We start from the raw sequence: 24,709 nt of genomic DNA on the forward strand, positions 1-24,709 counted from the left end.
TTTACACAGCGGCACCGAGGTGGTGGAGGAATTCTGCATGGATTCGTCCGTCGGTGCCCAATTCCGGGTGGAAGCTGGCACCCCAGACCGAGCCCTGCCGGACGAGGACGGGCACGTCGTCGTGACGGGAGAGCACCTCGGTGTCAGGCCCGAGCTCGAGGATCTGCGGGGCACGAATGAATGTGCCCTCGACCGGTTCGTCCAGTCCGCGTACGGTCAGCGGGGCGGTGAAGGACTCGCGCTGTCGACCGTAGGCGTTGCGGGCAACGATGATATCGAGCCCGCCGAGGCGGTCATACCCACCCAGCGAATCGTCGCTGAGCCGGTCGGCCAAGAGAATGAGTCCGGCACAGGTGCCGAAGACCGGCAGACCGCCGGCCATGTGTTCGCGCAGAGTCGCGAAGAGATCCGTGCCGGCGGCGATGCGCACCATGGCAGTGGACTCACCGCCGGGCAGAACGAGCGCATCGAGGCCCGTAAGGTGTTCGGACCTGGTGACTTTGAGGGTGTCGACCCCCAGGGAGCCGAGCATGAGCAGGTGCTCACGGAAGGCTCCCTGGAGGGCGAGGACGCCGACTCTCACCAGCCGCGCTCGGCCAGGCGGTGCGGTGCGGGGACGTCGGCGACGTTGATGCCGACCATCGCATCGCCGAGTCCGCGGGATGCCTCGGCCACGGCCTGCGGGTCATCGAAGTGCGTGGTCGCCTCGACGATGGCTTTCGCACGGGCCTCCGGGTTGCCGGACTTGAAGATGCCGGAGCCGACGAAGACGCCGTCGGCACCGAGCTGCATCATCATCGCTGCGTCTGCCGGGGTGGCGATGCCGCCGGCGACGAAGGTCACGACGGGCAGACGGCCGAGGCTGGCGACCTGCTTGACCAGGTGGTACGGGGCGGCGATCTCCTTGGCCGCGACGTAGAGCTCGTCTTCGCTCTTCGCTCCCAGTGCACGGATCTCGGAGTTGATGGTCCGCAGGTGGCGCATCGCCTCGGAGACGTCGCCGGTTCCTGCCTCGCCTTTCGAGCGGATCATCGATGCGCCCTCTTGGATACGGCGCAGAGCCTCACCGAGGTTGGTCGCACCACAGACGAACGGCACCTTGAAGACGGACTTGTCGATGTGGTTGACGTAGTCGGCGGGGGAGAGGACCTCCGATTCGTCGATGTAGTCGACACCGAGGGTCTCGAGGATCTGGGCCTCGACGAAATGGCCGATGCGGGCCTTGGCCATCACCGGGATAGACACGGCGCTGATGATCGAGTCGATGAGGTCGGGGTCGCTCATCCGGGCGACTCCACCCTGTGCGCGGATGTCGGCAGGGACGCGTTCGAGGGCCATGACTGCGGAAGCGCCGGCCGCCTCGGCGATGCGTGCCTGCTCTTCGTTGACGACGTCCATGATGACGCCGCCCTTGAGCATCTGAGCCAGTCCGGTGTTGAGCAGGGTCTGTGTTTCGGTCATTGTGGTGTAGATCCATTCACTGTCGCGGAGTCGATCCGGGTCGCCACGGGGAACAGAACAGAGGGATCTCTGTCTGCTGCCGGAGGTCGGAGGGATCGTGGTTCTTCGGGGTGAACGGCCGTTCTCGACCAGCCTAAACCGATGAGTGGCTCATTGAGAGAGCCAGTAATATGCAAGTATTTTAGGCCAGATAGACGTGATCGCTCTATGATCGACTCATGGTCACGAAGTCACCGAACGGCACTCAGGCCGAGGGCATCGCTCTGCCGGTGAACGTCGACAAAGGTCTGTCGACTCCGCTGCCGGATCAGCTCACTCAGGAGCTGCGTCGTCTGATTTCGGAGGGGACTCTGCGGCCGGGGGATGCTGTGCCTTCGAGCCGTCGGTTGGCCAAGCATCTCGGAATCTCTCGCGGCAGTGTGGAGACCGCCTATGCGCAGCTTGCCGTGGAAGGATTCCTCATCGCCGCCGAGCGTTCGGCCACGCGGATCAATCCCGACCTGCCCGCCGCCTCGACGACGGTGCGTCCCAAGCGCCGAGTTCCGGACTCGCCGAGGCGGCGCCTGCGCAACTATGTCGACCTGCGCCCGGGGTTCGGCGGTGACGATCCTCTGCGCGAACCGGCCTTTCGTCGGGCCTGGAGGGAATCACTCGACCTCGACCCGGGCCCGATCGACCCCTTGGGCCAGCCCCGTGCCCGGTGGGCGATCGCCGACTATCTGCGGCTGACTCGTGGGATGGCCGTCGACCCCGACGAGATCATCCTCACCAGCGGGTCTCGCGATGGTCTGCGCCTGCTGCTGAGCCTCGGCGTCTCCGGATCCATCGCCGTGGAGAATCCCGGTTTCCCGGGTCTGCGCCAGGCGATGACCGACCAGCAGCTTGTGCCTCTGGACTTGGTCGGCTCCTCGCCGGCACGGGCCGATGTGGCTGCGGCCGTCGTGACACCGAATCACCAGTTCCCGCACGGAACACCGATGCCGGTCGACCAGCGTGCCCGCCTGCTGGACTGGGCAGCTCGAGGAAACGTCCTCATCGTCGAGGACGACTACGACAGTGAGGCCCGCTTCACCCGCACAGTGCTGCCGACCCTCTTCGACCTCGCATCATCGACCGGCAGCAGCGCGCAGGTCGTCCACATCGGCACCTTCTCTGCCCTGCTGACCTCGGCCGTATCGACCGGATACGTCATCGCTCGCGGACCGATCTCGGAGGAGCTCATGAGCCTGCGCGCGGCACTCGGGCCGGCCTACTCGCCGATTCTGCAGATGGCCATCGCCTCCTACCTCGGCTCCGGTGGGCTGCGTCGCCGCATCTCCCGGGGACGGCGGCGACTCCGGGCCGCCGAGGATGTCGTATCCGAGATCGGCCCGATCCCCGGTCTCGTCCACGAGGGACGCACCCTCGTCATCGAAACGTCTCAGGCCCAGGCCGAAAGCCTCCTGAGGGAGCTAGCCGAGCGCGGCATCCTCGTCGCCTCGTTGGCTCGCGGCTGGACCGGTGGCGACGAGATTCGACACGGTCTGGTCATCGCCCATTCGAACGTCGAGGCCCCTGCGCTGCGGGAGGCCTTGGGGGCGGTGAAGTCCCTGTTGAGTAGGATTCAGTCATGAGGAATTCCGGATTTGCAGTCGACGGCATCATCAAGCTGCTGCTGGCCGTGCTCGGCTTCATCTTCATCGGCGGGCTCGAGGATTTCTTCCTCGCCCCACGCTGGTTGGTCGTCACCGCGCTGGTGCTGCTCTTCCTCAGCGCTGCCACCCAGATCTCCTATGCCGTGACCAAGGGGGAGAAACGCTACCTGAAGTTCCCGATGGTCTTCGACGCGCTTCTCATCGTCGCGGTCGTCGTCGGCCTCATCCTCGCCGCTGCGAGCAACCCTGCCGGCGCCTGGGTCCTCTTCGGATTGGTCGGAGTGGGCTCGTTGGGCATCGCCGTGGTCTTCACGACCGGCGAGAACGGCCCGTCGTTCAGCGAAGACGAGCCGCAGAACCCCTGACCGCTGTCGCACGCCGCCCTACGCCGATGAAGCGTTCCCGCACGGTGCTTTCCGTCGATCAAGCGTTCCCGCGCGCCGCTCTCCGTCGATCAAGCGTTGGCGCACTTGTGCGCCCGTCTACCGGCACATATCTGCTGTAGGCCTTGATCGGCGGAGAATTCTCGCTTTGGTGCGACGGTGCGCTCAGCGGTTGAAGGCGATGGCCGCGATATGTCCGTCGGGAATACCGGCCTCGAGATCGTGGATGTCGACATCGGGATGCGGTGAGTTCGGTTCCGGTCCGGCGCCGATGTAGTCGAGACCCGGATCGCGAGCCAGGCCCGTGCTCAGCGCCTTGAGGAAAGCTTCGGTGCGTGCCCACACACGGACGAAGCCGGCGGCGAAGTCGTCATCGGGAAGCGCTTCGAGTTCTGCCCGTTCTCTCTCATGGAGCAGCTGCATCGCCTCCAGTGCGACATCTCGCTCGGGGATCGCTTCGATGTCGAGTCCGACCGGGTCGTCGGCGACGGCGACGAGGACGAGACGACGAGACCTCGACACGGAGAATTCACACTCGTCGTGACGTGGTTTGCCCGCCGAGTCGAGGCGGATCTCGATCGCGGCGGGGTCCTGACCCAGATGCGCTCCGAGCACATGGCGGAGGACGACTCGGCCGGCAGACCAGGTGGCGGCCGCCTCGGCGTCGAATTCCTTCGCATAGTTGCGTTCCTGCTCGGTGAGCACGGAATCGTCATCCCGCGCCCAGGCCGCTTCGGCCGAGGTATCGGCGAGGATGAGGGTGACGGGCAGCTCGGTGGGCAGTTCGGTGAAGCTGGGGTGGTGCGCCATCGATCAGCGGCCCAGGGCCTTGTTGATCTTCTTCAGCTTGCGGTTGAGCACGAAGATCCGCACCGAACCGATGATTCCGGCGATGAGGATGCCGCCGATCGCAGCGAAGAGCATCGCCACGCCCAGGGGCAGTTCGAACTGCCAGCCGAAGTACTTGAACTCGGCCGGGACATTGTTCTGCAGAATGAAGATGAGCAGCAGGACGACGATGAGGGCGCCGAGGATGAGGGAGACCCACATTCCCGCGGACATTCCGGATCCGGCCTTCGTCGACGGCAGTTCACCGGTGTGTCCCGTCGGAGGCTGGGTCTGCTCATGCCGCTCCTGCGGGGACATCTCTCGGGTCTTGTCCACCGCAGCGGTCTCGCCCGTCGCGGGAGTATCGCTGCCGAGGACTGAATCGGTTTCGGCCAGGAGCTCTTCGGGCGTCTGCGAATCGCCACGCGGGTCTTGAGTACTCATGCGCCCCATCATAACTGCTGATAGGGCGCATAAGTCAGGTTTGCAGAAAGAGTCCCGGCAACCGCTGCCGGGACTCTTTCCTAAGGGGAGTCGATCAGTTGATCAGACGGTCTTGCTCAGCGAGGAGATGATCTCATTGAGCGTGGCCGAAGGCCGCATGGCGGCTTCGGTCTTCGCATCGTTCGGGTAGTAGTAGCCACCCAGGTCGACCGGGCTGCCCTGAACCTCGAGGAGCTCGGCCACGATGGCGTCCTCCTTCTCAGCCAGTGCCTTCGCCACGGGGGAGATGGCCTCGGCCAGAGCTTCGTCCGAGGTCTGCTCGGCCAGCTGCTGCGCCCAGTACAGGGTGAGGTAGAAGTGGCTGCCGCGGTTGTCGATCTCGCCGACCTTGCGCGACGGCGACTTGTTCTCCTCGAGGAACTTGCCGGTCGCGGCGTCGAGGGTGTCGGCCAGGACGCCGGCCCGCTCGTTTCCGTGGACGTTGAACTCGTGGCGGAAGGACTCTGCCAGGGCAAGGAACTCACCGAGGGAGTCCCAGCGCAGGTGGTTCTCCTCGACGAGCTGCTGAACGTGCTTCGGAGCCGAGCCGCCGGCACCGGTCTCGAACAGCCCGCCGCCCGCGATGAGCGGAACGACGGAGAGCATCTTCGCCGAGGTGCCGAGCTCGAGTATCGGGAACAGGTCGGTGTTGTAGTCACGGAGGACGTTGCCGGTCACCGAGATGGTGTCCTTGCCCTCGCGTATGCGGTCGATGGAGAACTGAGTGGCCTCCACCGGGTTCATGATGCGGATGTCCAGGCCCTCGGTGTCATGGTCCTTGAGGTATTCCTCGACCTTCGACGTGATGTTGCGGTCGTGGGCGCGGGTCTCGTCGAGCCAGAACACGGCCGGAGTCTCGGACAGGCGGGCACGGGTGACGGCAAGCTTGACCCAGTCGCGGACGGGGATGTCCTTCGTCTGGCAGGCACGCCAGATGTCACCGGCAGCAACCTCGTGGCTCATCAGCACATCGCCGGCGGAGTTGACGACCTCGACGGTTCCGGCCTCCGGGATCTCGAAGGTCTTGTCGTGGCTGCCGTACTCTTCGGCCTTCTGCGCCATGAGACCGACGTTGGGAACGGTGCCCATGGTCCGCGGGTCGAAGGCGCCCTTGGCCTGGCAGTCCTCGATGACGGTCTGGTAGACGCCGGCATAGGAGGAGTCGGGGATGACGGCCAGGGTGTCCTGGGTCTGGTCGTCCTTGTTCCACATCTTGCCGCCGACGCGGATCATCGCCGGCATAGAGGCATCGACGATGACATCGGAGGGCACGTGGAGGTTCGTGATGCCCTTGTGCGAGTTGACCATGGCCAGGTCGGGCCCGTCGGCCAGACCCTTCTCGATTCCGGCTTTGACTCCGGCAGCCGCCTCGGCAGGCAGGGTGTCGAGCCCGGCGAGGATGGCGGCCAGTCCGTTGTCGGAGGTCAGTCCCGCCTCGGCGAGGACGTCACCGTACTCGGCGAAGACGTCGGGGAAGAAAGCTTCGATGACCTTGCCGAAGAGGATGGGGTCGGAGACCTTCATCATCGTGGCCTTGAGGTGGACGGAGAAGAGGACGTCGTCGGCCTTGGCCGCGGCGATCTGGTCCTTGACGAATTCGTCGAGGGCGGCGGCGTTCATCTTCGTCGAATCGACGATCTCGCCGGCCAGGACGGGCAGGGACTCCTTGAGGACCTTCGTCTCTCCCGCAGCGGTGCGCAGGCGGATCGACAGGGTGTCATCGGCCTCGATGATCACGGACTTCTCGTTGTCGCGGAAGTCGTCCGAGCCCATGGTGGCGACGCGGGTCTTCGAGTCCTTGGACCATTCGCCCATCGAATGCGGGTGGGCCTTGGCGAAGTTCTTCACTGCCTGCGGAGCGCGACGGTCGGAGTTGCCCTCACGCAGCACCGGGTTGACGGCCGAACCCTTGACCTTGTCGTAGCGTGCCCGAACGTCCTTCTCCTCATCGGTCGAAGGCTCTTCCGGGTAGGCGGGCAGGTCGTAGCCCTGGGACTGCAGTTCGGTGATCGTCGCCTTCAGCTGCGGGACGGACGCCGAGATGTTGGGCAGCTTGATGATGTTGGCATCGGGGGTCTTGGCGAGATCGCCCAGCTCCGCGAGTGCGTCGCCGACCTGCTGTTCCTCAGGCAGACGGTCGTTGAACTGGGCCAGCACGCGTGCGGCGAGAGAGATGTCCCTGGTCTCAACCTCGACACCGGCCGACGTGGCGAAGGCTTCGATGATCGGCTTGAGCGAATACGTCGCCAGAAGCGGCGCTTCATCCGTGCGCGTGTAAATGATTTTAGCCATAGTTAAGGACCACTCCGCATCTTCTTGGGGTTTATCGCCCTCCATCCTACCTTCTGGGCCATTTCGGTAGGCGGCCCCGGCCGATGATGGTGCTCACATCCCCAGGTGGCACCCGGTAGTCTTCTGTGTCGGCACGGACAACAGAAAGAGGACGACAGTGGCCAAACTCTACTTCCGGTACGGGGCGATGAATTCCGGCAAGTCGACCGCTCTTCTGCAGGCGGCCTTCAACTACGAGGAACGCGGCCAGCGCGTTCTGCTGGCCAAGCCGCTGATCGACACCAAAGGCGCATCGCAGATCGTGTCCCGATTGGGCGTCACCCGTGAGGTCGACTTCGTCATCCCCGCCGACGGTGACGTGGAGCGGATCTATGCCGAACATGCCGACTACGTCGACCACGATGCCCTCATCGAATCCATCGACGCCCCGAAGATCCCGGTCGCGTGCCTGCTCATCGACGAAGCGCAGTTCCTCAGCCCCGTCCAAGTGGATTCGCTCATGCGGATCGCCACCACCGCCTCGGTGCCGGTGATGTGCTACGGAATCCGCACAGACTTCCAGACGAAGGCATTCCCCGGTTCAGCGCGACTGCTCGAGATCGCTCACACCCTCGAAGAACTCAAGACGATCTGCCGCTGCGGCCGCAAGGCGATGTTCAACGGCCGCCTCGTCGACGGACAGTTCATCTTCGACGGCGATCAGGTCGCCATCGACGGCAATTCCGTGACCTATGAGTCACTGTGCCCGAGCTGTTATCTCGAGTACTCCGGCGGTAGGCTGTCAACGACAGACTCCTGACCGATCCCGACACAGCTTCCCCGTCGAATCCAGCTCATCGACGACCGTCGTATCCAGTCGAAATCCGTTCGCACTTTCAGTTCTCAAGGAGCCTCCATGCGCATCGCCGTTCGTGCCTTCAACGACAATCCCGGTTCTCCCGTCCTCGTCTTCGGCAACGCTTTGGGCACTCGGATGCCTTTGTGGACCTCCGTGGCCGCGCGTCTGGCCGACGATTTCCAGATCTATCTCACCGACCTTCCCGGACATACCCTTCCCGCCGGCGATTCCCTCGCCGAGGCGGCCGCCCCGCTGACAGTCGAAGCGCTGGCTTCCGGTGTCGTCGAGTCCCTCGCCGAGCTCGGGGTGGAGTCCTTCATCTACTGCGGAGTCTCGATCTCCGGCGGCGTCGGTCTGACCCTGGCGCTCAACCACCCCGATTCGCTGACCGGACTCGTCGCCTGTGCGACGGCCGAGAAGTTCGGCACTCCCGAATCCTGGGACGAACGCATCGGCGAAGTCCGCGCCGACGGCACCAAGGGACTTGTCGATGACACCGCCGATCGGTGGTTCGCCGCCGGGTTCCTCGGCGAGGACATCGCCACCGGCCACCTCATCCTGTCCGACCTCGCCCTGGTCGATGACGAGGCGTACATCGCGGCCGCCTCGGCGCTGAAGACCTACGATCTGAGTGGGAAGCTCGGCTCGATCGCCACCCCGACGCTCGTCATCGCCGGCGCCCAGGATTCCGGCTGCACTCCCGAAGCGATGTCGGAGATGGCCGAACAGATCGAAGGTTCGCACTTCGCCACGATCCCGGACTCCGCTCACCTGCCGATGGTCGAACACCCTGAGATCGTCGTCGATCACATCCAGGAGTTCTGCGGCCAGCTCTAGAGTGGAGCGGACCGCGGCATCTTCGCCGTTCCGGTATTCGGGACCGGTGTCTGAGTCCGAGCGGAACTGGCAGACTGATGTCATGACTGAGCTGTTCGAACCGCTGACACTGCGCGGAACCGAGATCCCCAATCGCATCTGGCTGGCACCGATGTGCCAGTATTCCTGCGAAGCCGAAGACGGAATGCCCGGCCCCTGGCATCTCGTCCACCTCGGTGCCCGGGCGCAGGGCGGATTCGGGCTCATCCTCACCGAAGCCTCCGCAGTCGTCCCCGAAGGTCGAATCTCACCACAGGACGCCGGAATCTGGAACGACGACCAGGCAGAGTCATGGTCGGCCGTCGTCGACTTCGTCCACTCCCAGGGCAGCATCATCGGCATTCAGCTCGCCCATGCCGGCCGCAAGGCCAGCACCTATCGTCCTTTCACCGGTGAACCGAAGGGCAGCGTCCCCGAGTCCGAGGGCGGATGGCCGACGTTCGGCGCCAGCTCCATCGCCTATCCGCAGCTGGCCGAGCCCGTGGAGATGACGAAGGACGACATCGCCGAGGTGGTCGCCGCCTTCGCGGCCGCTGCCCGACGTTCGATCGATGCCGGGTTCGACCTCGTCGAGCTCCACGCAGCCCACGGCTATCTGCTCCATTCCTTCCTGTCCCCGCTGTCGAACCAGCGCAGCGACGAATACGGCGGCGATCTCGCCGGTCGGTCCCGACTGCTCCACGAGGTCTATGCGGCCGTCCGCGCCGAGGTCGGTGAGGATGTGCCGGTGTTCGTACGCATCTCGGCCAGCGAATGGACCGACGGCGGATTCGACATCGCCGAAGCCGCCGATGTCAGCCGTGCGCTGTCGGAGGCTGGAGTCGACCTCATCGACGTCTCCTCGGGCGGCAACTATCCGGTGCGGATCCCCATCGGTCCCGGTTACCAGGTGTCGCTGGCCGCGGCGATCCGCGCCGAGGGCGTGCCGACCGGAGCCGTCGGACTCATCACCGATCCGAAGCAGGCCGAGACCATCCTCAGCACGGGACAGGCCGATGCGATCTTCATGGCCCGAGCAGCCCTGCGCGAACCTTCCTGGCCGCAGCGGGCCGCCCATGTCCTCGGAGCCGAACCCGGACCCTACCCTCCGCAGTACACCCGCGGAGCCTGGTGACCTGTCCCTGAACCTCGGAAGCATCAGCACAGATTGAGGAGTTTGGAAATGCACACGATCGAAACCGAGCACGTCATCATCCGCTCTATCGCGGTCTCCGAGATGGCGAACAACGTCTATCTGCTCACCGCCAAAGAGACCGGCTCCCAGGTGCTCATCGACGCCGCCGACGACGCCGAGGCGATCACCGAGCTCATCGACTCGGGAGCCCAGGACACCGACGCGGAACCCATGCTGCGAGCGATCATCACCACACACCAGCACTGGGATCATATTCGGGCACTGCCGGCCACCTCGGCGAACTATCCCGAGGCGATGACGATCGCCGGTGCCGCGGACGCGGCCGCCATCACCGAGGCGGAAGGCGTGGAGATCGCGCACTCTGTCGATCACCTCGATGTCGGGGACTTCGGCGGATTCGTCCTCCAAGCCATCGCACTGCGCGGGCACACTCCCGGCTCGATCGCACTGCTTCTGCGCGACGGCGGTCAGACGATCCTGTTCTCCGGTGACTCGCTGTTTCCGGGCGGGCCGGGCAAGACCTGGTCGGCGGAGGACTTCACCTCACTCATGGACGACCTCGAGGAGCGGGTATTCGGCGAACTTCCGGACGAGACTCTCGTCCTGCCCGGACACGGGGACTCGACCACCCTGGGCGAGGAACGTCCGAAACTGGGGGAGTGGCGCGAACGCGGCTGGTGACCTCAGCTCGGCAGTGCCGCGAAGCCGAAGAGCGCCCAGACGATGGCGAGGAGACCCACGGCGATGATGCCGATGTTCCATCTCGTCTCGATGACACGCTGCCCACCGGGGTTGGCGAGTTCTGCGTCGCTGAGCGACGAATAGCGCTCGAGCACTGTGTCGACGGCCGGGCTCGGATTCTCGACGAGCCGGCGCATATCGTGCTCGTCCTTCTCCCACTTCTTGCCCTTGCCGGCCAGCGGCCATGAGGCGAACTTCTTCTCATGGGTGCGCACGCTCAGACCGAAGTGGGTCTCGAAGCCGTCGACGAGGTTCCACGGGATCGTCACGGTCTGCAGCGGATTGACCAAGATGAGCTGCTGTCTGTGCAGCTCGACGCGGGGGAACCGGTAGAAGACGAAGACCAAGGTGCCGACGGCCAGAGGGATGCCTGCGGCGGCCAGACCGCGCAGCGTGAAATCGCCGAAGAGGATTGAGAGCACGCCCAAGGCGCAGAGCCCGCCGACGATGAAGAACAGGGCCGTCGAACTCGTCGTCCGCACGACGGTCGGCTCGGTCTCATTGCGATCTATCTCACTGTCAGCCACCTGATCATCCTATCCATTGAGACTGAACAAAAGTTGTCTGTTCCCTTGGTTTCGAAACGGTAACGATTCCGAAATTTGCTCATTATGTGGACTCCGTCACAGTCGCCGGTGAATTAACTTTGTTGCAATCCATGTGAAAAACATGAACGCGGTCACATGCGCTTCGGTCTCTGCCGAAATGCTTCACGTGACCGGAATGCACTCCGGCTTTGGGGTGCAAGAACGAGGGTGACTCGCCCTAGAACAACAAGGAGAGAACGTGAACAAGCGCTTCCTCGCGGCTGGTGCCTCTGTGGCTGCCGCTGCAATGGTGCTCACCGCCTGCACACCCCCTGGCGGAGGCGATGACGACGAAGCATCGAAGGACACCGCCATCAATATCGGTTGGAACGAATCGTTCCGGTCGATGAATACGTTGACCGCCAACGGCAATGCAACCTCGAACGCCATTCTCACCTACATGATGAATGACAACTTCGGGTACTACGATGGTGACCTCGAAGTTCAGGACGGAGCCCTCGGCAAGGTCGAACAGGTTTCCGAAGACCCGCTCAAGGTCAAGTACACATTCAATGATGATGCCAAGTGGTCCGACGGCACCCCCGTCGACGCCGCCGACCTGGCGCTGACCTGGGCCGGCACCTCGGCGAACTTCAACACCGTCGAAGCCAACAACAACGACGACGGAACGGTGAAGAAGAACGACGCGAAGACCGTCTACTTCGATTCCTCGACCGCCGGTTCGGCTCTGATCAAGAAGTTCCCCGAGATCTCCGACGACGGCAAGGAGATCACCCTCGAATACTCCAAGCCCTTCGCCGACTGGCAGACCGAATTCGGCACTGGTGCCGACGGCGTCGGTGTGCCCGCTCATATCGTGGCGAAGAAGGCTCTCGGGATCGACGATGCCGAGAAGGGCAAGGAGGCCATCCTCAAGGCCATCAAGGACAAGGACACCGAGAAGCTGTCGAAGATCTCGAACACCTGGAACACCGGGTTCGACTTCACTTCGATGCCGAAGGACGAGGACCTGCTGGTCCACAACGGTCCGTACAAGATGACGAAGTTCGAGGAGGGACAGTATGTCACCCTCGAGCTCGACGACAAGTACACCGGTCCGGTGAAGCCGAAGGTCAAGACAGTCACGGTCCGCTACAACGGCGACCCGATGGCGATGATCCAGGCGATCGAGAACGGTGAGGTCGATATGACTCAGCCGCAGGCGACCGCTGACGTCCTCTCCGCCGCCGAGAAGATCGACGGAGTCAATGTCGATGCCGCCGATGGTGCGACGTATGAGCACGTCGACTTCACCTTCGACAACAAGGGTCCCTTCGATCCTGCTGCCAACGGCGGCGACGAGGAGAAGGCGAAGAAGGTCCGTCAGGCGTTCCTCAAGGCTCTGCCGCGTGAGGACATCGTCGAGAAGATCATCAAGCCCCTCAACGACAAAGCCGTCACCCGTGATTCGTACTCGCAGGTGCCGGGCTCGCCGATGTACGACGCGATCACCAAGGTCAACGGCGTCGCCGATGCCGCAGATGGTGACGTCGAGGCCGCGAAGAAGCTGCTCAAGGAAGCCGGAGTGGACTCCCCGACCGTGCGTGTCATGTACGACAACACGAACTCGCGTCGTCAGCAGGAATTCCAGCTGATCAAGGAATCGGCTGAGAAAGCCGGCTTCAAGATCAAGGACGTCGGAGATGTCAACTGGGGCACCCGCCTCGGTGACGGCACCTACGATGTTTCGCTGTTCGGTTGGCAGTCCGAGGGCACCGGCGTGTCCGAGAACGATGCGAACTTCCGCTACGGTGCGCAGAACAACTACGGCGGCTACAAGAGCGAGAAGATGAACAAGATCCTCGACAAGCTTCTCGTGTCCAAGGAAGAGGAGCAGCAGGATCTCCTCATCGACATGGAGAAGCAGCTGACCGAAGATGCCTTCGGTGCGCCGATCTTCCAGTTCCCCGAACTGACGATCTACCGTGACAGCGTGAAGAACGTGAAGTCGACCGCTGTGTCGCCGACGATGTTCTGGAACTACTGGGAGTGGGAAGTCAACTGATCCGCGACTGACGCGATCGGTTCTTCTCCACTCAAGCCCTCTGTGGGGATCACTGTGTGGTCCCCACAGCGGCGTTTTCGGAAGATTGAAACGGAACTCCCATCATGATCAGATTCATCCTCCGACGATTGCTGTCGACAGCGCTCGTGCTCCTCGTCGTCACCTTCGTCCTCTACCTGCTCCTCAACGTCGCGCTCGACTTCTTCTGGGACCTGCGCGCGAGCACATCACCGAACATCGAAGCTCTCTACGAGTCGCGTCGACGTCTCCTCGACCTCGACACTCCGGCCATCGTCCGGTATTTCAAGTGGTTGGCAGGAGTCGGCGGCTGCGCCATCGGCCAATGTGACTTCGGCATCGCCTGGAAGTCGGGTCAGGAAGTCACCGAACAGCTGCAGGGCGCGATCGTCAACACGATCAAGCTCATCACCGCCTCGACGATCGTGGCCATCATCCTCGGCATCGCCGTCGGCATGATCTCGGCCATCCGCCAGTACTCGGGCTTCGACTACTTCATCACCTTCGTCTCGTTCCTCCTCTACTCGCTGCCCGTCTTCTGGGTGGCGGTGCTGCTCAAGCAGTACGGAGCGATCGACATCAACAACTTCATCAACGATCCGACCTTGGAATCCTGGTGGCCGATCATCATCGGCTGTGTGGCCATGGGGCTGTTCTGGATGGGTGCGCTCGGCGGCAGCGCGAAGCGTCGCGTGATCACCTTCGTCGCCGCAGCGGTCATCACCTTCGGCACCATCTACTACATCCTCGCCAGCGGCTGGATGCAGCACCCGACGATCGGCCTCCTCGGCGTGGTCGTCATCGGCGCCGGTGCGGCCATCGTCATGACGTACCTGTCGACGGGCCTGAAGAACCGCCGCGTGCTCTATGCCACACTCATCACGGTGGCCGTCGGCGCGCTGCTCTACTGGCCGCTGATGAACCTCTTCTACTACGTCGACATGAACTGGCTGTGGATGTTCGGGCTCTTCATCGTTGCGATCGCCGTCGCCGTCGGCATCGGTCTGGCATTCCGAGGCCCGGATCCCTGGGATACCGCGCGCACGACGAGCTTCACGGCCATCATCGTGGCAGTGCTCATCTTCGCCGACCGTGTGCTGCAGGGCTGGCAGGAGTATTCGGACGACCCGGCCATCAACAATCGTCCGATCGCGACGATCGGTGCATCGGCGCCGAATATCGACGGCGACTTCTGGATCACGAACCTCGACTCGTTCACTCACCTGCTGCTGCCGTCGATCGCTCTCGTCCTCATCTCCTTCGCCTCGTACACCCGCTATACCCGCGGTTCGATGCTCGAGGTCCTGGGCCAGGACTACATCCGCACGGCACGAGCCAAAGGTCTCAACGAACGTACGGTGATCATGCGGCACGCTATGCGCAATGCGCTGCTGCCATTGGCCTCGGTCGTTCCCGTCGACATCATCACAATGATCGGCGGTGCCGTCATCACGGAGACGATCTTCGGCTGGAACGGCATGGGCAAGCTCTTCATCGATTCGCTGAGACAGGCAGAGCTCGACCCGGTCATGGCCTACATCCTGATCACAGGCCTGCTCGCTATCATCGCCAACCTGGTCGCGGACTTCCTCTATGCCGTCCTCGACCCGAGAATCCGAGTGAACGCATGAGTACTGACAACGACAAACAGAACGCTCTCGCCCTCGACGAAGTCGGGGACAATGCGATCGAGTCGAAGGAAACCGAAGGTCTTTCCCAGGGCAAGATCGTCCTGCGCAAATTCCTCCGTCACAAAGGCGCGATGATCTCCATCGTCGTCCTTGTGCTCGTGGCCATCTTCGCCTTCAGCGCACAGGGATTTGCGGGAATCCCCGGTTGGTGGAAGTTCAGTCATACGGCGTCCGGGCCCGTGGTCAACCCCGGCGGAGCCCCGACCTGGTCGTTTGCGAACTTCTTCTCACTCGGTGATCATCCCTTCGGTCAGGATGAGATCGGTCGTGACAACTTCTCCCGAGTGATGAAAGGGACACAGATCTCTCTCGTCGTCATGTTCATCATCGGCATCGTCTGCCTGATCATCGGCACGGTCGTCGGTGCTGTTGCGGGCTACTACCGCGGTTGGGTCGATTCGGTGCTCATGCGCATCACCGACGGTTTCGTCATCCTGCCGGTCATCGTGGTCGGATCGATCCTCGGTGTGCTCGTCGGCGGAGCGAACGGCCCGCTGCTCGGTGTGGCGCTGGGCTGCATCCTCTGGGTGGGTCTTGCACGTCTCGTCCGCGGTGACTTCATGTCGCTGCGCGAACGGGAGTTCGTCGATTCGGCCCGCGTGGCCGGGGCCAGCGATTTCCGGATCATGTTCAAGCACATGCTGCCCAATGCCATGGGCGTCATCATCGTCAACACGACGCTGATCATGAGTCAGGCGATCGTGCTCGAAGCCTCGCTGAGCTACCTCGGCTTCGGCATCAAACCGCCCGGCATCTCGTTGGGACAGCTCATCAGCGAATACCAGACCTCCTTCGCCACTCGTCCGTGGCTGTTCTGGTGGCCCGGCTTGTTCATCATCGTCATCGCTCTGTGTGTGAACTTCATCGGCGACGGTCTGCGCGACGCGTTCGACCCGCGGATGAAGACCATCCCGAGTTGGAGGAAGATGAAGAAGGCCGAGCGCATGGCACAGAAAGAGGCGAAGTGATGGCTGAGAAGAAAGCAGAGGCCCAGCCGAAGACGGGCTCCCCGATCCTCGAGGTCAATGACCTCGGAGTCCAGTTCTGGGTCAGCGACGAATGGTGGATGGCCGCCGAACACCTCGACTACACGGTCAATGCCGGCGAGGTTCTTGCGATCGTCGGCGAGTCCGGCTCCGGAAAGTCGCAGTCGAGCATGTCACTGCTCGGCCTCCTGCCGAGCAACGGCCGTGCGACCGGCTCAGCGAAGCTCAATGGGCGCGAACTCATCGGCATGCCTCCGGAGAAGATGCAGGCCGTGCGCGGCAACGACATCTCCGTGATCTTCCAGGAGCCGATGACTGCGCTCAACCCGGTCTACACCGCGGGGTACCAGATCGTGGAGACGCTGCGCGTCCACCTCGACATCGGTCCCAGTGAGGCGAAGCAACGGGCGCTCGAGCTCATGCGGCTGGTGGAGATCCCTGATCCGGAGGATCGGTTCCATTCGTTCCCGCATCAGCTCTCCGGCGGTCAGCGTCAGCGCATCATGATCGCGCAGGCTCTGGCCTGTCAGCCGAAGCTGCTCATCGCCGATGAGCCGACCACGGCGCTCGACGTCACGGTGCAGGCCGAGATCCTCAAGCTCATGCGCGAACTGAAGTCGAAGCTCGATGCGGGCATCATCCTCATCACGCACGATATGGGCGTGGTGGCGGATATGGCCGATCGCATCATCGTCATGCGCGCCGGCAAGGTGGTCGAATCGGGTACCGCGGAGGAGATCTTCTACAACCCGCAGCATCCGTATACGAAGCAGCTCCTCGAGGCTGTTCCCCACCTCGGTGAGGGTACCGACAGCGAAGCATTCGGCGGCAGCATCGACGATGTCGAGGCCTCGCTGTCCGATATCACTTCCGATCAGGCCTCGCACGCCGATGACCCGGTCGGCGCACCGGACTCCGCCGTAGGTGGCGACGGTCTCTCCGAGGCCGGGGCTGCCGATATGGCCGTGGCCGAGGCTCGCGCTCAGGTGACCGCGCAGGACCGTCCCGATATCGAGATGGACTCCACGGAGACGTACTACCATCCAGGTTCGCAGGCGGACTTCTCGAAGCCCTCTGCCCTGCAGCTGCGTGACGCCGCGATCGAGTACCCCGCAATCGGAAGGAAGAAGGCCTTCCGCGCCGCTCATCACATCAATCTAATGATCGCCCCCGGCGAAGTCGTGGGCCTGGTGGGGGAGTCGGGGTCGGGCAAGACCACGATCGGGCGCGCCGCTCTCGGGCTGCTGCCCACCGTTGAAGGCGACATGGTCGTCAACGGCACGAGCATCAAGGGCCTGAGCAATAAGCAGATGAGGCCCCTGCGCAAGGAAGTCGGGATCGTGTTCCAGGATCCCGGTTCCTCGCTCAACCCGCGACTGCCGGTCGGAGAGTCGATCGGTGAGCCGCTCTACCTCCACGAGGGGATGAAAGGGCCGGAGCTGAGCAAGCGGGTCGAGGAGCTGCTGACCGCGGTCGAACTGCCGACTTCTATGCGCAACCGCTATCCGCATGAGCTCTCCGGAGGTCAGCGTCAGCGCATCGGCATCGCCCGTGCCCTGACCCTGCGCCCGAAGCTGCTCATCGCCGATGAGCCGACCTCGGCCCTCGACGTGTCCGTGCAGGCGAAGGTCCTCGACCTGTTCGAAGGTCTGCAGAAGGAATACGGCTTCGCGTGTCTGTTCATCAGCCACGACCTGGCCGTGGTCGAGCGCATCGCCGAGCGCATCGCGGTGATGCGCCACGGCTACCTCGTCGAGATCGGCAAGTCCTCACAGGTCGTGTCGAACCCCGTCCACCCGTACACACAGCGTCTGCTGTCTGCGGTTCCCGTTCCGGATCCGCAGGAGCAGCGCAAGCGTCGGGAGGCCAGGGACGCGGTTCTCGAGGCCACGATGAACGCCTGAGTCCGCCCAAGCTGACGGCCACCTGCACGCGAGAGCGTGCGGGTGGCCGTATAATTGTCTGTTGGGTCCGGGCTGGACCGATCTCTCTATCTCAAAAAGGTTCTTGATGACTGAAGCCATCACACGACGGGAAAACCGCCGAAACGTAGCAATCGTCGCACACGTCGACCACGGCAAGACCACGCTGGTCGACGCCATGCTCCGGCAGACCGGTGTGTTCAGCGAACACGGCGACTTCGCCGAACGCGTCATGGATTCAGGCGACCTCGAACGTGAGAAGGGCATCACCATTCTCGCGAAGAACACCTCCGTCCTCTACAACGGTCCCTCGGCCGGCGAGGACCCCATCGTCATCAACGTCATCGACACCCCCGGGCACGCCGACTTCGGTGGTGAGGTCGAGCGCGGACTGTCCATGGTCGACGGCGTCGTCCTCCTCGTCGACGCATCGGAAGGTCCGCTGCCGCAGACCCGCTTCGTCCTGCGCAAGACGCTGGCCGCGAAGCTGCCCGTCATCCTCGTGATCAACAAGACCGACCGTGCCGATGCCCGCATCGACGGAGTCGTCGAGGAAGCTCAGGACCTGCTCCTGGGTCTGGCCTCCGACCTCGCCGACGAAGTCCCCGACCTCGACGTCGACTCCGTCCTCGATGTGCCCGTCGTCTTCGCCGCCGCGAAGGCAGGTGCCGCCTCCCTCGAACAGCCCGCCGATGGAGCGGTCCCGGACAACCCCGACCTCGAACCGCTGTTCAAGACCATTCTCGAGACGATCCCGGCACCGGAGATCAACTCCGACGGCATCCTCCAGGCACATGTCACGAACCTCGACGCCTCGCCGTTCCTCGGCCGTCTGGCTCTGCTGCGCATCTTCGGCGGCACGTTGAAGAAGGGCCAGCAGGTCGCCTGGGCCCGCGGTGACGAGATCAGCTCGGTGAAGATCACCGAACTGCTCGAGACCCAGGGTCTCGACCGGGTGCCCGCCACGGAGGCCTCGGCCGGTGACATCGTCGCCGTCGCCGGCATTCCCGACATCATGATCGGTGACACGCTCACCGACATCAACAATCCGAAGCCGATGCCGGCGATCGTCATCGACGATCCGGCGATCTCGATGACCGTGGGTATCAACACCTCCCCGTTGGCCGGCCGTGAGAAGAACACGAAGGTCACCGCCCGCATGGTCAAGGACCGCCTCGACCAGGAGCTCGTCGGCAACGTCTCGCTCAAAGTCGTCCCGACCGAACGCCCCGACGCCTGGGAGGTCCAGGGTCGCGGTGAGCTGGCTCTGGCCATCCTCGTCGAGCAGATGCGCCGTGAAGGATTCGAACTCACGGTCGGCAAGCCTCAGGTTGTGACCAAACAGGTCGACGGCAAGGTCCATGAGCCCTTCGAAGAGCTCACGGTCGATGTGCCGGAGGACTACCTCGGCGCCGTGACCCAGCTGCTGGCTGCCCGCAAGGGTGTCATGTCGACCATGACGAACCACGGCACCGGCTGGGTGCGGATGGAGTTCAAGGTCCCCGCTCGCGGCCTCATCGGATTCCGCACTCGGTTCCTCACCGAGACCCGCGGCACCGGTATCGCGAACACGATCTCGGCCGGATACGGACCGTGGGCCGGCAACATCGAGTTCCGCATCAACGGATCTCTCGTGGCCGACCGCGCGGGAACAGTGACCCCGTACGCGATGATCAACCTGCAGGACCGCGGTACCTTCTTCGTCGAACCGACCTCCGAGGTCTACGAAGGCCAGATCGTGGGCGAGAACTCGCGCGCCGACGATATGGACGTCAACATCACGAAGGAGAAGAAGCTGACGAACATGCGTTCGGCTTCTGCCGACAGCTTCGAGAACCTCACTCCGCCGCGCAAGCTGACCCTCGAGGAGAGCCTCGAGTTCGCTCGTGAGGACGAGTGCGTCGAGGTCACCCCGGGTGCCATCCGCATCCGCAAGGTCGAACTCGATCAGAAGGAACGCGCAAAGCTCTACGCGAAGATGCGCCGCCAGAACGCCTGAGCCGGATTCCTTGATCCGGCAGCACCGAATGACCTCGAGCACCCAGGAACCAATGACTGTTACGCCACGCGTCCTCCTCGTGCACGCTCATCCCGACGATGAGACGATCACGACGGGCGGCACGATCGCCGAATTGGTCTCCGAGGGTGCCGAGGTCATGGTGCTCACCGCCACCCGCGGTGAGGGCGGCGAGGTCATCCCCGCAGAGCTGAAGCAGCTCGAGGGCGACCGGGCCGGTCTCGCCCGGGTCCGGGAGCAGGAGATCGCCGAGGCGATGCTTGCTCTCGGTGTGCGTATGCACACCTTCCTCGGCGGGACCACGCGCACCTTCGAGGATTCGGGAATGGAATGGGGACCGGACGGTCACGCTCGACCCGCGGCATCGATGACCGACAACGCTCTGTGCGCAGCCGACATCACGACCGTGGCCAGACACATCGCCGCCGTCATCGACGCCTTCGAACCGCACGCGATCATCACCTACGCCGCCAACGGGGGCTACGGTCACCCCGACCACGTGCGGGTGCACGAGGCCACGACCGCGGCAATCGACTTCGCCGAATGGCGGACCGGTCGACTGCTCTACGTCGACACCCCCGCCGAGGTGGCCCGCCGTTCGTTCGACCCGCACCAGGCAGGCTTCGCAGACACCGGATTCGCCCCCGCCGACACGATCCCGGCCAAACCGCCGGTCGGTCAGATCGTCATCGACCAGGACGTCAGCGCGGTGCTGCCGGCGAAACGGGCAGCGCTGGAAGCCCACCGCACCCAAGTGAGTGTCGCCGGCGGCTTCTTCGCCTTGTCCAACGGAGTCGGCCAGAAGATCGGCGACCGTGAATACTTCTCTATCGGAGCCGGGGCGCCGATCCCGACGGAGATCCTCAACGCCGGATTCGCCCCGCACGTGCTCGCCGGCCTCGATGTCGCAGCGGTCGAAGCTCAGGAGAATACAGCGGCTCAGCCCCTGCGTCGGAGTCGCGCACCGCGGAAGCCCGGAATCTTCGCCTACCTCCACTCCGCTGTGCTCGGACTGCTCATCGCCTTCCTCGGCACAATGCAGCATCTCAACGTCACGGTGGTCGACCTCGGCGAGACCCCGATCATCCTGCCGTGGGGACTCGTGCTGGCCCTGGCTCTGGCCGCTGCGGGGCTGTGGCATCTGAAGACGATGTATCGCAGCAGCGCCCCGATGCTGGTCGCCGCCGTGATCATCGCCGTACTGTCCTTCGTCTTCGGCCAGCCGAAGTGGCTGCCCGGCGCAGATATGATCGTCACCGGACTGCTGCGTTCCGTTGTATGGCTGCTCGGACCGATGGTCCTAACTGCCGTCTTCTCCTTCATCAACGTGCGCGGGCACGATCGCACTCGCTAGACTCGTGCGAACCGCACCGAATCAGTCGTTATCGACACCCTCGGGAGAATGATGCCGACCAATACCCTGTCCGATGGAACCTCGAACGCAGGCGGGCCCGACCCGTCCGGCAGCGCTGCCCGGAAGAAGTCGGTCTGGCCCTTCATCCTCGTGGCCGTCGTTGTGCTGGCCGCCATCTATGTGGTGATCGGCTTCTTCAGCGGTCGCATGCTCGCGCCGGGGACGACCGTGGCGGGAATCGACATCGGCGGCAAGTCCGCGACAGACGCCGAGAACACACTGCGCAACGACCTGCGCGATGACGCGGAGAAGGACATCGTCTTGAAGGCCGGAGAACCGACGGCGAAGCTCGACCCGGAGAAGGCCGGAATCACCTTCGACGCGGAAGCGACAGTCGAGCGCATCACCGGCTTCAGCCTCGACCCCACCGTCATCTGGGACCGCCTGTTCGGCGAGGACGAAGTGGATCCCGTCATCGAGGTCGACGAGGAGAAGTTCGACAAGGAGACTGCGAAGGTCACGGAATCCCTGGCCGTGGATCCCAAGGACGCCGAACTCGAGTTCGACAAGACCACACCGAAGGTCAAGGACGGCAAGAAGGGCCAGACCGTCGAGACCGCCGCCGTGCGCACCGCCGTCGACGATCATTGGCTGCGCACCGAGGATGCTCTCCCGGTCAGTCCGACGAACGTCGACCCCGATATCACCACGTCCGAAGCCGAGGACATGGCCGACGGATTCGCGAAAGACGCGGTGAGCAAGGACCTCACGATCACGGCGAAGCCTGGGAAGGATGCGGATTCGAAGGTCAAGGGCGGTGACCTCACCGTGTCTCCGAAGACCGTCGCGAAGACTCTGACGTTCAAGGCCGAGGACTCGAAGCTCAAGCCTGTCTTCGATCAGGAGGCCCTGCAGAAGTCCGTGCTGGCCGCGAACAAGGACATCGGGCGACCGGCCGAAGACGCGAGTTTCGAGATCAAGGACGGCAAGCCCGAGGTCGTGCCCTCCCGCGATGGAATCGGGATCAAGGCCAAGGAGCTGACTGGCGCGGTCACCGATGCCATCAACGGCAAGGAGGACAAGCCCACGGTGACACTGGCCTCGGTCAAACCCGAGTTCACGACGAAGGACGCGAAGAAGGCCGATGTCTCCGACACCGTGTCACACTTCTCCACCGGCTACAGCTCCGAACCCAACCGCGATACGAACCTGCGGGTGGCTGCGAAGAGGGTCTCCGGCACCGTTCTCAAACCCGGTGAGCAGTTCTCCCTCAATGAAGCTCTGGGCCAGCGCACCGCCGCAAACGGCTACAAACCTGCCGGCGTGATCTCCGAAGGGCAGATGAAGGAAGACTACGGCGGCGGCGTCTCACAGGTGTCGACGACTCTGTTCAATGCGGCGTTCTTCGCCGGCTTCGAACTCGACGAACACCAGGCGCATTCGCGTTATATCTCCCGCTATCCGGAGGGCCGCGAGTCGACCCTCGACTGGTCGTCGATCGATATGAAGTTCACGAACAACTCGAAGACTCCGGTCGTCCTCGACATGTACCTCAAAGACGGAGAGGTCCATGCGAAGGTCTTCGGCGTCAAGAAGTACGATGTGTCGGCCGACGCCTCGGATCGGTTCAACCACACCTCACCGGGGTCGGTCACCGAAAGCGGGCCTTCTTGCTCCCCGCAGTCGCCGAAGGGCGGCTGGTCGATCCGGATCACCCGGACCATGAAGGACATCGCTTCGGGCAAGACAACGAAGGACGGCTTCACCACGGTCTACCGGCCCGTGAACAAGGTCGAGTGCAAGGGCTGAACCCTCCTCACAGGATTCCGTCCGGCTGACCGTTCAGCTGACCGTTCAGCGTGCTTCGGCGTACCAGGACCGGTGACGCACTGTCGCACCGAGAGAGGCGAAGAGGCCCAGCGACGCCTCATTGCTCGACTCGACGTCGACGAGGTAGGACCTGACCCCGCGCTGAGCGAGCAGTGCCGCCGAGGCAGCGGCCACCGAACGCCCGGCACCGCGTCGTCGCAGATCGGGACGAGTGATGAGGTTGGTGATGACACCCCATTTGCTGCGCTCGACCACCCTGCAGGCCGCCACCATGGTCCGGGATCCATCGGGATGCTCGGCATAGGCGGTGACGAACTCACACGGCTGATCGGCTTCGATGAGTGTCTTGAACGCCTCGGCCGAACCCGGTTCCTCACCGGGGCTGCGCTGTGACGTCCATGCGGCGAAATGCTCGGTGGTCGGCGCATCGGAGACGTCGATGATCAGACCGGCGGCGGCCGCCTCGGCGGGGGAGGACGCACCGCCGGCTGCCTCCGCGGTGGCGCCGGTGAGCAGAAGTGTGGCCCCGGAAGGGGTGTAGCCGCGAACCGAGAGCAGGGGAGCGAGCCCCTCACATTCGGGTGCCAGCGTCGAGGAATCGTCAGCGGAATAGATCTGGACGCGGCTCGGCCTGCCTCGGGTCCGATACCATTCCTCGACGGCATCGAGGCCCTGTTCCCACCCGAGGCCGGTGTCGGTCACGGGCAGGCAGGAATTGGCGCGCCGGGTCGCGGATTCCGAATGCCGCAGCAGCCAGCCCTTCTGCAGCAGACTGACCTCGGCGGCCGCCTCGGTGCCTTCGTTACGTAGATTCTCCACGTGCAGCCAGGACACGTCGTGGGGAAGCCAGGCGGCGGCGGAGATGCGCCGCAGATCCACGGCGGAGACGATCTCATGCGTGCGCCCGGCCTTCGTCGGAGCCGGGGGCACCTCGTGGACGAGGAGGATCTGGTCGCGAGCGATGCGCAGGGGGCCGCGCTTCGTATCGATCTCGAGCCCCGCCTCGTCGACGGCTGTGACGACGCCGAGGGCATCCGACGTCGAATGGGTGTCACCGGGTGCGAGCGAATACCGCACGACCACTCGTCTGCCGGGCTGCAGATCGTCCACTTCTGGCCTTCCTCCGCGAAATTGATGCCCTCCCACCCTATGACACGCACGTTCCGGTCGGGTGCAGGCGTGGGCGGGGATGTCAGATGCAATGCGAATCACTTGAGACCGGTGGTCACGGGAATCGGGCGAAGGCGTATTGTGGGATGTATATGCGCACCATCTGTGAGTCTTTCGAGGAGTCAGCCCAGTGACGTACATCATTGCCCAGCCCTGTGTCGACCTCAAGGACAAGGCCTGCATCGACGAATGCCCCGTCGACTGCATCTACGAGGGCGAACGCAGCCTGTACATCCACCCAGACGAATGCGTCGACTGCGGTGCGTGCGAACCGGTGTGCCCCGTCGAGGCCATCTTCTATGAGGACGATGTGCCCGATGAGTGGGAAGAGTACTACAAGGCCAACGTCGAATTCTTCGATGACCTCGGTTCGCCCGGCGGTGCCGCGAAGCTCGGCAACACCGGCAAGGACCATCCGATCATCTCCGCCCTGCCGCCGCAGAACCACGACGACTGAC

At 63.8% G+C, this 24,709-nt stretch carries 21 protein-coding genes; 14 read left to right on the forward strand and 7 right to left on the reverse strand.

What is annotated here, in order from left to right; all coding sequences use genetic code 11:
* Window position 1: 1 nt before the first annotated feature.
* Both pdxT and pdxS read right to left on the reverse strand, forming a co-directional pair.
* Entirely contained in the window at window positions 2-583 is a 582-nt protein-coding gene (gene pdxT, locus ACOZ9V_RS07950) for a pyridoxal 5'-phosphate synthase glutaminase subunit PdxT (protein WP_434595010.1), read from the reverse strand.
* Window positions 580-1,461, reverse strand: coding sequence for a pyridoxal 5'-phosphate synthase lyase subunit PdxS (pdxS, locus tag ACOZ9V_RS07955; protein WP_139466913.1), 882 nt, complete (start codon window positions 1,459-1,461; stop codon window positions 580-582). The genes pdxT and pdxS overlap by 4 nt, the downstream gene beginning before the upstream one ends.
* Before the next feature lie 218 nt (window positions 1,462-1,679).
* Here pdxS and ACOZ9V_RS07960 point away from each other — a divergent pair, with 218 nt between their 5' ends.
* Together ACOZ9V_RS07960 and ACOZ9V_RS07965 are read left to right on the forward strand one after the other, a co-directional pair.
* Window positions 1,680-3,074, forward strand: coding sequence for a PLP-dependent aminotransferase family protein (locus ACOZ9V_RS07960; RefSeq protein ID WP_172169083.1), 1,395 nt, complete (start codon window positions 1,680-1,682; stop codon window positions 3,072-3,074).
* Window positions 3,071-3,460, forward strand: a complete 390-nt coding sequence (locus ACOZ9V_RS07965; RefSeq protein ID WP_172169086.1) for a hypothetical protein — start codon at window positions 3,071-3,073, stop codon at window positions 3,458-3,460. The genes ACOZ9V_RS07960 and ACOZ9V_RS07965 overlap by 4 nt, the downstream gene beginning before the upstream one ends.
* A 183-nt stretch (window positions 3,461-3,643) precedes the next feature.
* Here the strand turns inward: ACOZ9V_RS07965 and ACOZ9V_RS07970 are convergent, their stop codons facing one another.
* From ACOZ9V_RS07970 to ACOZ9V_RS07980, 3 genes are all read right to left on the reverse strand, one after another.
* Window positions 3,644-4,288 carry a 4'-phosphopantetheinyl transferase family protein gene (locus ACOZ9V_RS07970; RefSeq protein ID WP_181270421.1) on the reverse strand — a complete coding sequence of 215 codons (645 nt, stop codon included), beginning with the start codon at window positions 4,286-4,288 and terminating at the stop codon, window positions 3,644-3,646.
* 3 nt (window positions 4,289-4,291) lie between these two features.
* Window positions 4,292-4,750, reverse strand: coding sequence for a LapA family protein (locus ACOZ9V_RS07975; RefSeq protein ID WP_139466917.1), 459 nt, complete (start codon window positions 4,748-4,750; stop codon window positions 4,292-4,294).
* Window positions 4,751-4,852: 102 nt separating this feature from the next.
* A complete protein-coding gene (locus tag ACOZ9V_RS07980) occupies window positions 4,853-7,081 on the reverse strand; it encodes an NADP-dependent isocitrate dehydrogenase (RefSeq protein WP_434595015.1) in 2,229 nt (742 codons plus the stop codon).
* A gap of 157 nt (window positions 7,082-7,238) precedes the next feature.
* Here ACOZ9V_RS07980 and ACOZ9V_RS07985 point away from each other — a divergent pair, with 157 nt between their 5' ends.
* The 4 genes from ACOZ9V_RS07985 (at window position 7,239) to ACOZ9V_RS08000 (ending at window position 10,611) form a co-directional block, all read left to right on the forward strand.
* The gene (locus tag ACOZ9V_RS07985) at window positions 7,239-7,880 is read left to right on the forward strand and encodes a thymidine kinase (protein WP_139907616.1); all 642 of its coding nucleotides are present in this window, start codon (window positions 7,239-7,241) and stop codon (window positions 7,878-7,880) included.
* 96 nt (window positions 7,881-7,976) lie between these two features.
* A complete protein-coding gene (locus tag ACOZ9V_RS07990; protein ID WP_139466920.1) occupies window positions 7,977-8,756 on the forward strand; it encodes an alpha/beta fold hydrolase in 780 nt (259 codons plus the stop codon).
* Window positions 8,757-8,838: 82 nt separating this feature from the next.
* Window positions 8,839-9,909 (forward strand): NADH:flavin oxidoreductase/NADH oxidase, encoded by a 1,071-nt coding sequence (locus ACOZ9V_RS07995; RefSeq protein ID WP_181270424.1) that lies wholly within the window; start codon window positions 8,839-8,841, stop codon window positions 9,907-9,909.
* A 48-nt stretch (window positions 9,910-9,957) separates the two neighbouring features.
* Window positions 9,958-10,611, forward strand: a complete 654-nt coding sequence (locus ACOZ9V_RS08000; RefSeq protein ID WP_139466922.1) for an MBL fold metallo-hydrolase — start codon at window positions 9,958-9,960, stop codon at window positions 10,609-10,611.
* A gap of 2 nt (window positions 10,612-10,613) precedes the next feature.
* Here the strand turns inward: ACOZ9V_RS08000 and ACOZ9V_RS08005 are convergent, their stop codons facing one another.
* Window positions 10,614-11,198 carry a hypothetical protein gene (locus ACOZ9V_RS08005; protein WP_229663900.1) on the reverse strand — a complete coding sequence of 195 codons (585 nt, stop codon included), beginning with the start codon at window positions 11,196-11,198 and terminating at the stop codon, window positions 10,614-10,616.
* Window positions 11,199-11,457: 259 nt separating this feature from the next.
* Here ACOZ9V_RS08005 and ACOZ9V_RS08010 point away from each other — a divergent pair, with 259 nt between their 5' ends.
* From ACOZ9V_RS08010 to ACOZ9V_RS08040, 7 genes are all read left to right on the forward strand, one after another.
* Window positions 11,458-13,263 (forward strand): ABC transporter family substrate-binding protein, encoded by a 1,806-nt coding sequence (locus tag ACOZ9V_RS08010; protein WP_139466923.1) that lies wholly within the window; start codon window positions 11,458-11,460, stop codon window positions 13,261-13,263.
* A gap of 104 nt (window positions 13,264-13,367) precedes the next feature.
* Complete coding sequence (locus tag ACOZ9V_RS08015; RefSeq protein WP_139907628.1) at window positions 13,368-14,912, forward strand: ABC transporter permease; 1,545 nt, start codon at window positions 13,368-13,370, stop codon at window positions 14,910-14,912.
* Window positions 14,909-15,940: an ABC transporter permease gene (locus ACOZ9V_RS08020; RefSeq protein WP_139466925.1), complete on the forward strand. Its 1,032-nt coding sequence runs from the start codon at window positions 14,909-14,911 to the stop codon at window positions 15,938-15,940. Before ACOZ9V_RS08015 ends, ACOZ9V_RS08020 begins: the two co-directional genes overlap by 4 nt.
* Complete coding sequence (locus ACOZ9V_RS08025; protein WP_139466926.1) at window positions 15,940-17,862, forward strand: ABC transporter ATP-binding protein; 1,923 nt, start codon at window positions 15,940-15,942, stop codon at window positions 17,860-17,862. The genes ACOZ9V_RS08020 and ACOZ9V_RS08025 overlap by 1 nt, the downstream gene beginning before the upstream one ends.
* 106 nt (window positions 17,863-17,968) lie before the next feature.
* Window positions 17,969-19,879, forward strand: a complete 1,911-nt coding sequence (gene typA / locus ACOZ9V_RS08030) for a translational GTPase TypA (RefSeq protein WP_139466927.1) — start codon at window positions 17,969-17,971, stop codon at window positions 19,877-19,879.
* A gap of 52 nt (window positions 19,880-19,931) precedes the next feature.
* Window positions 19,932-21,251 carry a PIG-L family deacetylase gene (locus ACOZ9V_RS08035; RefSeq protein WP_434595020.1) on the forward strand — a complete coding sequence of 440 codons (1,320 nt, stop codon included), beginning with the start codon at window positions 19,932-19,934 and terminating at the stop codon, window positions 21,249-21,251.
* A gap of 48 nt (window positions 21,252-21,299) precedes the next feature.
* Window positions 21,300-23,060, forward strand: coding sequence for a VanW family protein (locus ACOZ9V_RS08040; RefSeq protein ID WP_434595022.1), 1,761 nt, complete (start codon window positions 21,300-21,302; stop codon window positions 23,058-23,060).
* 45 nt (window positions 23,061-23,105) lie between these two features.
* Here the strand turns inward: ACOZ9V_RS08040 and ACOZ9V_RS08045 are convergent, their stop codons facing one another.
* Entirely contained in the window at window positions 23,106-24,191 is a 1,086-nt protein-coding gene (locus ACOZ9V_RS08045) for a GNAT family N-acetyltransferase (protein WP_434595024.1), read from the reverse strand.
* 190 nt (window positions 24,192-24,381) lie between these two features.
* On the opposite strand from ACOZ9V_RS08045, the gene fdxA reads away from it, so the two are divergent.
* Window positions 24,382-24,708 (forward strand): ferredoxin, encoded by a 327-nt coding sequence (gene fdxA, locus ACOZ9V_RS08050; protein WP_025776980.1) that lies wholly within the window; start codon window positions 24,382-24,384, stop codon window positions 24,706-24,708.
* Window position 24,709 lies beyond the last annotated feature (1 nt).

This window comes from Brevibacterium sp. 1718 (assembly GCF_051131255.1).
Taxonomy (GTDB): Bacteria; Actinomycetota; Actinomycetes; order Actinomycetales; family Brevibacteriaceae; genus Brevibacterium; species Brevibacterium sediminis.